This window comes from Mycobacterium sp. 1245852.3 (assembly GCF_001669335.1).
Classification (GTDB): Bacteria; Actinomycetota; Actinomycetes; order Mycobacteriales; family Mycobacteriaceae; genus Mycobacterium; species Mycobacterium europaeum_A.
In genome coordinates, this window is sequence record NZ_LZLL01000369.1 from 1 (window position 1) to 11,165 (window position 11,165).

Sequence of the window (11,165 nt, forward strand, 5' to 3'; positions counted from 1 at the left end):
GACCCCGGGCACCCCCAGCCCGATGATGGCGCCGGCCATCGCCATCCGGTGGTCGGCATAGGCGCGCCAGGTTCCGGACTGCAACGGGGTCGCGGTGATCACCAGGCCGTCGGGGCTCTCGGAGCAGTCGCCGCCCAGTCGGTTGATCTCCTTGCGCAGCGCGGCCAGCCGATCGGTCTCATGCCCGCGCAGATGCGCGATGCCGGACAGCCGCGACACCGATCCCGGCGTCGCCAGCGCCGCCAGGGCGGCCACCGACGGCGTCAGCTCGCCGACCGCGCGCAGGTCGACGTCGAAACCGTCGTAGTCGCCGGAACCTGGCGCGCCTATGCCGACCACCGGATGGCGATGGCCGGCGCCATCATCGGGCTGCGGGTGCCCGGGGTCGAGGTCGACGACATCGGCTCCACCGCCAAGACGCTGCCGGACTTCCCGCGGCTGTGGGCTCGGATGCTGGAGCCCGGGAAAGAGCCCGGCATGTGAGGCCCGGCGACTACGACGAGTCCGACGTCAAAATCCGCTCCGGCCGGGGCTCGCGACCGCGGACCAAGACCCGTCCCGAGCACGCGGACGCCGAGGCGGCCATGGTGGTCAGCGTCGACCGCGGCCGCTGGGGGTGCGTGCTGGGCGGCGACGTCGATCGCCGGGTCACCGCCATGCGGGCCCGTGAGCTGGGCCGCACCCCGATCGTGGTGGGCGACGACGTCGACGTGGTGGGCGATCTGTCCGGGCGCCCCGACACGCTGGCCCGGATCGTGCGTCGCGGAGAGCGCCGAACGGTGTTGCGGCGCACCGCCGATGACACCGATCCCACCGAGCGGGTGGTGGTCGCCAACGCCGATCAGCTGCTGATCGTGGTCGCGCTGGCCGACCCGCCGCCGCGCACCGGCCTGGTGGACCGAACGCTGATCGCCGCCTACGCCGGCGGGCTCAGGCCGATCCTGTGCCTGACCAAAACCGATCTCGCCCCGCCGGAGCCGTTCGCCCGGCAATTCGTCGACCTGGACCTCACGGTGGTCGAGGCCGGCCGCGACGATCCCCTGCTCGCGGTGGCGGACCTGCTCGCGGGGAAGATCACCGTGCTGCTCGGCCATTCCGGCGTAGGCAAGTCCACCCTGGTGAACCGCCTGGTGCCCGACGCGGACCGCGCCGTCGGCGACGTGACCGACATCGGCCGGGGGCGGCACACCTCGACGCAGTCGGTGGCGCTGCCGTTGACCGAGCCGCTGGGCACCACCGGCTGGGTGATCGACACGCCGGGCATCCGGTCCTTCGGGCTCGCCCACATCCAGCCCGACGACGTCATGATGGCGTTTTCCGACCTGGCCGAGGCCATCGCCGACTGCCCGCGCGGCTGCGGGCACATGGGTCCGCCGGCCGACCCCGAGTGCGCGCTGGACACCCTGACCGGGCCGGCCGTCCGCCGCGTCGCCGCGGCGCGGCGGCTGCTGGCCGCGCTCAACCAGACTTCTTAGCCAGCCGCATGCCGAGCTCGTCGGGCGGCACCAGATGGCCTTGGGCACAACGGATTTCGACCGTCGCCTCGGCGCCGCAGCCCAAATGGGTCAGCCGCAGCCGGTTGTGCCCCGGCAGATGGCGCCTCCCCCACTCGAACATCGCCCACACCACCGGCATGAAGTCGATGCCGGCCTGGGTGAGCACGTACTCGTCGCGGCTGCGCTGCCCGGGTTCGCGATAGGGCTGGCGGCGCAGCAGGCCCAACTCGACCAGTTCGCTCAGCCGCGCCGAGGTGGCGGCCTTGGTGATGCCCACCCGGCGGGCGAAGTCGTCGAATCGGGTGGTGCCGTAGTACGCCTCGCGCATGATCAGCATCGCGGACTTGGTTCCGACGACCGCCATCGTCTTCTCGATCGCGCACTGTCCCACCGCCGACCACGAGTCGCGGTCGGCCAGCGGTCCTTGCAGCAGTGTCATCCAAATCACCTCCGCAGCTGGGTTGCTTTAAGCATACCGAGGTGTTTATCTGGGTACAGCGATCTATACCTAGATGATCTGGACTCGAGGAGGAGTCATGAACCGCGACGCCGTCATCGTCGGAGCCGTCCGCACCCCCATCGGCAAGGGCAAGGCCAGTGGCGCGCTGCACGACGTGCTGCCCGCCGATCTGCTGGCGCACAGCCTGCGCGAACTGCTCGCACGCACCGGCGTCGATCCGGCCCAGGTCGACGACGTCATCGCCGGCGCCGTCACCCAGGTGGGCGACCAGGCGGCCAACATCGCCCGTAATGCCCTGCTGGGCGCGGGGTTCCCGGAGTCGGTCCCCGGCGTGACGATCGACCGCCAGTGCGGCAGCAGCCAGCAGGCCATCAGCTTCGCCGCGCAGGGCGTGATCGCCGGCGCCTACGACATCGTCATCGCCGGTGGCGTGGAGTCGATGAGTCGCGTGCCGATGGGCTCCCAGGTGTCACCGGGCAGCAACCCGATGGGCGCGGACATGACGCGCCGCTACCCCGACGGCCTGGTGCCGCAGGGCATCAGCGCGGAACTGATCGCCGCGAAGTGGGGCTTTTCGCGCGCCCAGCTCGACGAGTTCTCCGCCGGCAGCCACGAGAAGGCCGCCCGCGCCACCAAGGAAGGGCTGTTCGACAACGAGCTCATTCCGATCGCCGGGCTGGCCAGCGACGAGATCATCCGCCCCGGCACGACGGTCGAGACGCTGGCCGGATTGCAGCCCGCGTTCTACAGCGACGCGGCCAAAGCCCGCTTCCCGCAGATCAATTGGGAGATCACGCCCGGCAACTCCTCGCCGCTGTCGGACGGCAGCGCCGCGGTGCTGATCACCAGCGGCGAGGCCGCCAAGAAACTGGGGCTGCGCCCGCTGGCCCGGATCCACACCACCACCGTGGTGGGCTCCGACCCGCTCTACATGCTGACCGGCGTCATTCCGGCCACCGAGAAGGTGCTACAGCGGGCCGGCCTGACGCTGGCCGACATCGACCTGTTCGAGGTGAACGAGGCGTTTGCGCCCGTCGTGCTGGCCTGGGCGCAGGACACCGGGGCGGACCTGGCCAAGACCAACGTCAACGGCGGGGCGATCGCGATCGGTCACCCGTTGGGCGCCAGCGGCGCTCGGCTGATGACGACACTGGTCAACGCTCTCGAGCAGCGCGGCGGTCGGTACGGTCTGCAGACGATGTGCGAGGGCGGCGGCATGGCCAACGCCACCATCATCGAGCGACTGTGAGCCGGTCGATGTCGCAGGCCACCTCGAACATCTTCGTCGTCGGCGGCACCGGAGCCCAGGGCATGCCCATCATCCGCGCGCTCGTCGCCGACAAGAAATACTCGGTTCGGTTTCTCACTCGCGACGCAGGTAGCCGGCGAGCCAGGGAACTGTTGGAGCTCGAAAACGTCTCCGCCGTGGAGGGATCGTTCGCTGACGAAGCGACGCTGCGAGAGGGATTCCGCGGTTGTGACGGAGCCTTCGTCAACATCGACGGGTTCAACACCGGCGAGAAGGCCGAGATTTACTGGGCGATCCGCAGTTACGAGATCGCCATCGAAGAAGGAATCAGATTCTTCGTGTACGGAAACCTCGACTACGGGCTGAAGAAGGCGGGATACGACTCTCGGTTCCGCACCGGTCACTACGACGGCAAGGGGCGCGTTGGCGAGTGGATTCTGTTCCAGAATCAGGTGAATCGCGATCGGATGGGCGCGGCGCTGTTCACCTCGGGCCCCTACCTCGAGATGGTGATCTCGCCCGGTACGCCGATGACGCCCACCGTCGAGGACGGCGTCCTGACGTGGCGTGTTCCACTCGGAGACGGGGTCGTGCCGCACGTGTCACTCGAGGACTGCGGTTACTACGTCCGTTGGCTTTTCGACCATCCCGAGCGCGCGAACGGCATGGATCTCGAGGTGGCTGTCGACGACATCGCCTACGCCGATCTCGCCGCGGCGTTCGAGAAGGTCACTGGACATCCGGCGCGGTACGTCGACACCGACCTGGACACGTACTGGCGAAACGGTCCACTCGGCGTCATCGCCGACGCGCCCGCGGGGTACAACGCCGACCGGAAGGACAAGAGCACCATGAACGTCCGCGACAACTTCACCGGGTTCTGGAATCTCTGGAAGCACGGCGTGGTCAAACGGGATTATGCGCTCCTCGACGAGATCCACCCGAACCGGATCAGGAGTGCCGAGGAGTGGTTCCGGCGTCAAGATCACCTTGCGCGGCAGCGCAGTGGTGGTGGCCTTTGGGAGCGGATCCAACCGGAGAATCGAACTCCGATACTCAAAATCGGCGAGGACAAGCGGCAAGGGAGGCTGTAGCCGATGTCTACCTCCGACCCACACGAAATCCCTTTCGACGGCGTGCGCGTGCGCTATCACAGCGAGAAGAGCTACGAGGAACTCGTCGCCGCCCTACTGGCCGACATCGGCGAGCAACCCGTGCCGATCAACGACATCGCCACTTCCACGAGTGACTGGGATTCGTATCAGGAGCGCGTCGAATCTCGCGTTGGGCCAAGCGGATTCATGCTGTTCGGTCTGGTTGACCACGGCGCCTGGATCACCAAGGCCGGCATCGACCGCAAGGCGTTGCGCGTCATTCTCGGCAATCCGCTGATCGCGATCACGATGCTGCGCCACGACGTGACGGCCGGGCTGTTCGCCCCGGTCGAGTTGCTGTTACTCGAGGAGGGTTCAGCCAGCAGCCTGACCTACGTCAAGCCGTCGTCGCTGATCGTCGTCGAGCCGAACGCCGAATTGCTCAGCGCCGCAGAAGGACTCGATGCGAAGCTGGCGGCGCTGGCCGAGAAGGTCACCGCGTGACCGGCGTTACCCCGTGCCGGTCAGCTGTTCTCGGCGGATGAGAGCCGACGGTCGACCGGCGCGCACGGTCACCGATAGCGTCAGGGCGACGGCGAGCAGGTAACACGCCCCCACGTAGACCGGGTTGCCGGTGGGTGTTCCGTCGGCCGACAACCACAAACCCCCGAGCACGATCAGAAATGCCGACCCGAAGACGGCGACGAAGGCGTTGCGCGCCCCGGGCGTGAACGCGGTGTTGCGCCACTGCCGCACCAGGATAGGGACGGCCACCACGGCGAACGCCCCGAGAATGATGTAGTACAGCGCCCGGCGCAGTGCGCTGTCGGGATGCTCGCCACCGGCCAGCAGGATCGGAACATTGGCGATGACGAGGCAAACCGGCACCAGCACCGCGATCCCAAAGGCGCGGCCGATCAATGTAATCCGGCTCAGATATCGCCCGCGCTCAATGGGACCGGTGATCAGGAGCTGGCTGAACAGTGCGACGCAGGCCGGCCCGACGGTGGCGAAGAGCAGGACGCTGCTCATCGGCACGGAGGCCAGCATCGGACGGTTGATCGCGTTGTCGGTGTTCCACGCCCACCAGCGCAGCTGCGGACCCAACTGATCGAAGATTTCGTAGAAGCAGTTGTGCACGAATCCCACGCACACCGCGCCGACGACCGCGCCCCAGTCCCGGAAAACGCCGAGGCCGCGCACCACCTCGTAGGCCAGCGTCATCATGGCGGGGTACAGGGCGACGATGTAGAGCGGCAGCCGGTCGTACATGAACTGGACCGTGAAGACGTTGTGCGCGAACACCGCACCGAGGGAGCCGTCGACGCCGAAGACGGTGGGAAAATACAGCGGCGGCTCGACGATGAGCAGGTAGATCACCGTGGCGAACCAGATCACGATGTTGACGGGGTCCCTATCGCGGCGCAGTCGGCGGATCGCCCACCAGAGCGCCAGCCCGGCACCCGCGACGATCAGCAGCTCGAGCACCGGCAGCGTCCAATTCGCCAACCCGAACGGATTGCGCAGCGTCAACCACGGCGACGCGTGCTCGCAGCTGAACCTCAGCCGGCTGGTGATGCGTTCGATGTCGTCGCTGCATTGACCGCTCATGTGGTGGGTCCTCTAGTTCCTGCGCGGACAGAAGTGCTTACCGGAAGCTTGACGATACATGTCTGGCAAGCGGGCTCCGCAGCCCCGAAGACCGGCACTCGCTGACGCCCGTCATTGACGGGCGTCAGCCACCTGGCGTACGGTGCCACCATGGTGTCACGACGCGCGCCATCTGCGAGCGGATCACCGGGTACGAGCGTCCGCGAAACGCGCCGGCTGGAAACTCGCGCGCGGTTGTTCGACGCGGCGCTGGCCGAGATTGCGCGGCGCGGGCTGGCCGCTGCCGACGTCAGCGCGATCGTCGCCGATGCGGGCGTGGCTCGGGGGACGTTCTATTTCCACTTCCCGACCAAGGAGCACGTGCTCATCGAGGCGGAGCGCGTCGAGGAGACCCGCATCATCAGCGAACTCGGCGACGCCAACGGGGACCTGGCGTCGGTGCTCTCCCATCTGGTGCATCACGTGCTCAGCGCCGAAAGTCGTCTGGGCGCAGCGGTTTTCCGGGACATGCTCGGATTGCATTTCTCCTCGACCCGTCCGGTAGAAGACGAGCTTGCCCAGCACCCGCTCGGACAATTTCTGGTCGGCGTCATCGGTCGAGCCCAGGACGCGGGCCAGGTGGTCGCCGAGGTGGACGCGGCCGAACTCGCGACGTTCTTCCTCACCGGACTCTTCGCGCTGCTGGCCACCGGGGCCCATGATGCCGCGTTGTTAAACCGTTACGTCACAACGATTGTCGAGGGAATGGAGAAGCGATGAATCAAACCGGCATCGAGGGCTATCGGAATTTCCTGGCCAGGCGCGACGGCGAGGCCGATCTGCTCAATAGGCGGCTGGCCAATCGCGAGCGGTTCTTCAGCGATCTGGAAGCCAATCCCGTCCGGTCGGCCCATCCCGCCGACCGTGACATCTTCCTGCGCAACCTGCGACGCCGGCGACCCGAAGCCGGCCTGGACGACAAGATGCTCTTCCTGCTGGCCACCGCAAAGCTGAATCAGGCGGAGCGATTCGGCGTGGGTCTGGGTGAAACCTACGGGCGCAACAGCGACGAGAGCGTGCCGCCCGAACGGGTCTACCTCGAGTTGGAAGAGCACTACCACACCCGACTGCTGGCGTACGCTCTCGATGCGTTCGACTTGACCTTCCAGGTTGTCGCACCACCCTTCGTCATCCGCCAGTTCGTCAAAGTGAACGTATTTTTGCCCGAACGGCTCGGCTTCATGTTCGTCGGAGCCGCGGAGATGGCGGGCTGCATCCTGTTCGATGAATTACGCCGGGCCGGCACAAGGCTTTTCGCCGACGAACCGCACGTCGCCGAACGAATCGAACTGCTTTACAGCGAAATTCTCACCGATGAGATCGGCCACGTCGGCTACTGCGCCTCGCGCTGCACCTCCGCCGAGCGGGCGGTGATGCGTCGAATCTATCCCATCATCGGGCGGCTCTTCGCCCGTCAAACCGCGGAAATCAGCCTGCTCATCGATCCGAAGGCGCTGCACGCACGCCTCGATCGCCCCTTCGATGTCGAGGAACTCACCGCCGGCCTGGGCAACGAGACCTACCTGGTCACCCACCCCTGACGTAGTCGAACGACGTCATGCGCCGATTTCCTCGGCTTCCGCCGCGGGAACGGATCGGGGCAGCACCTCCATGTAGTCGGAGAACGCGACCGTCCTTGCGCGGCGCTGATATTCGCGAACCAGGCCGGGCCAGTTGGTGGTGACCCGGCCGGAGGCGGTGCGGTACCAGGAGTCGCAGGTGGTCCACACGCCGTTGTCGAGACGGGACTGGATCTCGGTGTCGTAGGCCTGCTCGACGCTGCGCCACACTTCGAACGCGCGACCCGTGCCGGCGCGCGCGAGGTGCTCGGTGATCTGGCGGATGTAGCGGGCCTGCTGTTCCATCATCAGGATGATCGAACTGCTGCCGAGATTGGTGTTCGGGCCGTAGATCAGGAACATGTTGGGGAAGCCGGGCACGGCCATGCCGAGGTGGGCGCGCGCCCCCGGGGCCCACTGCGCATGCAGGTCGCGCCCGTCGCGGCCGGTGATCGCCATGGGCACAAGGAATTCGGTGGCCTTGAACCCGGTGCCGTAAATGATGACATCGACCTCGTGCAGCGACCCGTCGGCGGTGCGCACCCCCGTCGCCGTCACCTCGGTGATCGCGCCGGTCTCCACCGAGACGTTGTCACGGGCCAGCGCCGGATACCACTCGCTGCTGAACAGCACCCGCCTGCAGCCGATCGGATAGTCGGGCGTGACCTTCGCGCGCAGCGCGCGATCCTTGATGTGCCGCTTGATGTTCAGCGACGCGACCGCGCCTATCAGTCGGGCGAGTGGGGCGACCTTGGTCAGCGCGAGGCCGAAGAATTCCGAGATCTCCCAGATCAATTGGCGCATGGCGGCGGCGAAGCCGGGCACCCTCCGGAAGGCGGCGTGGTGCGCACCGGTATAGGCGCGATCCGGTTTCGGGATGACGTACGGCGCGGAACGCTGAAAGACGGTGACGTGCCGCGCGGCCTCGCGGATGCGCGGAACGAACTGGATCGCCGACGCGCCGGTGCCCAGGACGGCGACGCGCTTGCCGGTCAGGTCGACGTCGTGGCGCCATTGCGCCGAGTGGAACGACGGGCCCTCGAACAGGTCGAGCCCCGGGATAGCCGGCAGCGCCGGCCGCGACAACTGGCCCACCGCCGGCACCAGGACATCGGCCTCGACGACCTCGCCGCCCGAGGTCGTCACCCGCCAGGTGGCGGTGCCGTCGTCGTACGCGGCGGAGGTGACCTCCACGCCGGTGCGCACCAGGTCGCGCAGGCCGAACCGGTCGGCTGTGTCACGAATGTAGCCGAGGATGTCGGGCTGCTCGGCGTAGCGCCGGCCCCAGTTCGTTTTGCGGGCGAAGGAGTAGGAGTACAGGTTCGACGGGACGTCGCATGCCGCGCCCGGGTAGGTGTTCTCCCGCCAAACGCCGCCGACGTCGTCGGCCTTCTCCAGAACAGTCACGTCGGCCAGGCCGTCCTTGGACAGTTCGTAGGCGGCGGCGAGTCCGCCGAAGCCGGCCCCGATGACCAGCACGCGAGGGCGATGGGTCGAAGTCATGACTCAAACGGTATGGGCGCACCGCCCCGCCCCCACAGCCGATTGCGGTCGAGAAATCCATGATTGCGGCCACGACCGGCGGGCGCGCGGACGGTGGGCTGGCCAGACGGCGGGCGACTCAGACGGCCAGCGACCGCGTGCGGGGCGCCACCGAGCGCTGATAGCGCGCCGGTGTGGTGCCCGTCCACCGTTTGAACGCGGCGATGAAGCTGGTCGCCTCCGCATAGCCCAGCCGCAACGCGACGTCCTCCACCGAGAGCGCGCCGGTCGCCAACAGCTCCTCGGCCAGGACCCGATGCACCTCCTCGGCAAGCTCCCGAAAGGTCGTGTTCTCCTCGGCCAGCCGCCGGCGCAGCGTCCGCTCGCTCATCGCCAACTGCCGGGCGACGGCCGCGATCGTGTGCGGTTCGCCGTCGATCGACGCCAGGCGCTCCCGCACCCGCAGGGCGACGCCGGTGCGGGCCCGGCGGCGTTCCAGCAGGGCGCTGCACTGCTGCTCGCACATGGCCACGCTCGGCTCGCTGGCCCGGGGCAGCCGTGTGTCCAGCAGCGCAACCGGCAGGCGCGCGACGTTGGCCGGCGAGTCGTATTGCGGTGCCACGCCGAACACCTCGCGGGCCGCGTCGTCCCCCTCCGACGGCGCCGGGCCGCTGAATTCGATCGCGGTGAACGGGACCCGGCCGCCGAGCAACTCCGCCATGACGCGGGCGATCGCCGTGAGATCACGTCGCACCAGAAACTCCGCGACCGGTCCGGTCAGGTCGGGCAGGTCGAGCCGCAGCGCCGCGACCGGTCCCTCCACGGTGACGGTCGGCAGGCAGAACCCGTAGCTGAGCTCGTAGAAACGGGCCGCGAACCGGACGGCGTCGCCCAGCGTCGAACTGGTCAGGCACGCGAAGCCGAAGATGCCGAGCGATCCCACGTGATAGCTGCCGCCCACCTGCATGCCCAGGTTGGCCGCCCCGGCCGCCTCCCCCAGCAGGTCCACCAGATTCGCCGCGACCGCCAACTCCTGGCGCCCGACGATCATCCGATCGTGATCGTGCAGGTCGGCCTCCGACAATCCGGACCTGTTGAGCACGTCGGCGACGGCAAGCCCGTTCCTGCAACCGAACTCGGTCATCAACGCGACGCTGGCCGTGCTGCGCGGGAAGTCCCAGTGCGACACCTGGGATCCGACGAACACCTGCACGTCCTCCAGTATGGCGAACAGCCCCGGATCGGGAGTATCGTTCCCGCGTGCCAGCCACTCGGTGAGCACGGTCGGAGGTGACGTCCGTGGGTCGTGTCGCGGTGATCACCGGAGCCAGCCGGGGCATCGGCGCGGCAACCGCATTGGTCTTGGCGGAGCAGGGATTTCGGGTGGTCGTCAACTACCGGTCCAGCGCCGACGAGGCAGACCGGGTGGTGGCGGCCGTGACCGATGCCGGTGGCGTGGCCGCCGCGATCCGGGCCGATGTCACGCAGCCCGACGACGTCGCCGCAATGGTCGCCGAAACCAACGAGAGGTGGGGCGGCATCGATGTGCTCGTGCACAACGCACTGATCCCCTACGACGTCACCTCGTTCGCCGATCTGAGCTGGGAGCAGCTCGGCGGCAAACTGGACCGCGAGCTGCATGCCACCTTTCTGCTAACAAAAGCCGTTGCACCCCAGATGATTTCGCGTGGTTATGGCAGGTTGATCTATCTCACTACGGTGCTGTCCCGCCGTCCCCGGCAAGGCATGATCACGTTGGGAACCGCCAAGGCGGCAATGGATCAGTTCGTCCGGTACGTCGCACTCGAGCTGGCTCCACACCAGATCACCGCCAACCTCGTTTCGCCCGCCACGGTCGCCGACCCGACGGCGAACTCGCTGTTGACGGCCGAAGAAGTAGGCCAGCTCGGGGCGACAAGTCCCATGGGGCGGCTCGTCACGCCGGAAGAGGTGGCCAAGGCGGTGGCGTTTTTGGCCGGCGAGGATTCCGGTTTCATCACTGGCCACTGCCTGGAGGTCAATGGCGGCCTCGCCATGGATTGACGGCCGATCCGTCCGGAAAGGGGTGCGGCGTGCACACGATCGATCTCGCTTACGTCGGGCGTGGCATTCACGAGGAGCTGATCGCCCACGTCGCCGATCAGGAGGGCTACTACCGCGACGAAGGTGTGCACG

General features: G+C 67.6%; 11 protein-coding genes and 2 pseudogenes. 8 read left to right on the forward strand and 5 right to left on the reverse strand.

Going from position 1 to position 11,165, the window contains the following annotated elements; all coding sequences use genetic code 11:
• Nucleotides 1-318 (reverse strand): annotated as a pseudogene (locus A9W96_RS16305) (3-phosphoshikimate 1-carboxyvinyltransferase); the annotation flags it as partial.
• On the opposite strand from A9W96_RS16305, the pseudogene A9W96_RS30490 reads away from it, so the two are divergent.
• Nucleotides 313-483: pseudogene (locus A9W96_RS30490) on the forward strand (3-phosphoshikimate 1-carboxyvinyltransferase); the annotation flags it as partial. The pseudogenes A9W96_RS16305 and A9W96_RS30490 sit on opposite strands and share 6 nt — an antisense overlap.
• The gene (rsgA, locus tag A9W96_RS16310; protein ID WP_066867998.1) at nucleotides 480-1,475 is read left to right on the forward strand and encodes a ribosome small subunit-dependent GTPase A; all 996 of its coding nucleotides are present in this window, start codon (nucleotides 480-482) and stop codon (nucleotides 1,473-1,475) included. The pseudogene A9W96_RS30490 and the gene rsgA, both read left to right, overlap by 4 nt.
• Here the strand turns inward: rsgA and A9W96_RS16315 are convergent.
• Nucleotides 1,459-1,935 carry a helix-turn-helix domain-containing protein gene (locus A9W96_RS16315; RefSeq protein WP_066868001.1) on the reverse strand — a complete coding sequence of 159 codons (477 nt, stop codon included), beginning with the start codon at nucleotides 1,933-1,935 and terminating at the stop codon, nucleotides 1,459-1,461. The two genes, rsgA and A9W96_RS16315, sit on opposite strands and share 17 nt — an antisense overlap.
• 97 nt (nucleotides 1,936-2,032) lie before the next feature.
• Here A9W96_RS16315 and A9W96_RS16320 point away from each other — a divergent pair, with 97 nt between their 5' ends.
• Genes A9W96_RS16320 through A9W96_RS16330 form a run of 3 tightly spaced genes read left to right on the forward strand, consistent with a single transcriptional unit; the run spans nucleotide 2,033 to nucleotide 4,803 of the window.
• Nucleotides 2,033-3,205: a thiolase family protein gene (locus A9W96_RS16320; RefSeq protein ID WP_067141238.1), complete on the forward strand. Its 1,173-nt coding sequence runs from the start codon at nucleotides 2,033-2,035 to the stop codon at nucleotides 3,203-3,205.
• An 8-nt stretch (nucleotides 3,206-3,213) separates the two neighbouring features.
• A complete protein-coding gene (locus tag A9W96_RS16325; RefSeq protein ID WP_067141252.1) occupies nucleotides 3,214-4,299 on the forward strand; it encodes an NmrA family NAD(P)-binding protein in 1,086 nt (361 codons plus the stop codon).
• A gap of 3 nt (nucleotides 4,300-4,302) precedes the next feature.
• Nucleotides 4,303-4,803 (forward strand): DUF302 domain-containing protein, encoded by a 501-nt coding sequence (locus A9W96_RS16330; protein ID WP_067141241.1) that lies wholly within the window; start codon nucleotides 4,303-4,305, stop codon nucleotides 4,801-4,803.
• A 6-nt stretch (nucleotides 4,804-4,809) separates the two neighbouring features.
• On the opposite strand, the gene A9W96_RS16335 is transcribed toward A9W96_RS16330, so the two are convergent.
• Nucleotides 4,810-5,910, reverse strand: coding sequence for a hypothetical protein (locus A9W96_RS16335; protein WP_067141244.1), 1,101 nt, complete (start codon nucleotides 5,908-5,910; stop codon nucleotides 4,810-4,812).
• A 150-nt stretch (nucleotides 5,911-6,060) separates the two neighbouring features.
• Here A9W96_RS16335 and A9W96_RS16340 point away from each other — a divergent pair, with 150 nt between their 5' ends.
• On the forward strand, nucleotides 6,061-6,669 hold the full coding sequence (locus A9W96_RS16340) for a TetR/AcrR family transcriptional regulator (protein WP_066868014.1): 609 nt from the start codon (nucleotides 6,061-6,063) through the stop codon (nucleotides 6,667-6,669).
• Nucleotides 6,666-7,490 (forward strand): hypothetical protein, encoded by an 825-nt coding sequence (locus A9W96_RS16345; protein WP_066881581.1) that lies wholly within the window; start codon nucleotides 6,666-6,668, stop codon nucleotides 7,488-7,490. Before A9W96_RS16340 ends, A9W96_RS16345 begins: the two co-directional genes overlap by 4 nt.
• Nucleotides 7,491-7,505: 15 nt before the next feature.
• Here A9W96_RS16345 and A9W96_RS16350 read toward each other — a convergent pair whose 3' ends face one another.
• Entirely contained in the window at nucleotides 7,506-9,011 is a 1,506-nt protein-coding gene (locus A9W96_RS16350; RefSeq protein WP_067141246.1) for an NAD(P)/FAD-dependent oxidoreductase, read from the reverse strand.
• Between the two features lie 118 nt (nucleotides 9,012-9,129).
• The gene (locus tag A9W96_RS16355) at nucleotides 9,130-10,272 is read right to left on the reverse strand and encodes an AraC family transcriptional regulator (protein ID WP_231999708.1); all 1,143 of its coding nucleotides are present in this window, start codon (nucleotides 10,270-10,272) and stop codon (nucleotides 9,130-9,132) included.
• Between the two features lie 17 nt (nucleotides 10,273-10,289).
• Here A9W96_RS16355 and A9W96_RS16360 point away from each other — a divergent pair, with 17 nt between their 5' ends.
• A complete protein-coding gene (locus A9W96_RS16360) occupies nucleotides 10,290-11,033 on the forward strand; it encodes an SDR family NAD(P)-dependent oxidoreductase (protein ID WP_082972318.1) in 744 nt (247 codons plus the stop codon).
• Nucleotides 11,034-11,165 lie beyond the last annotated feature (132 nt).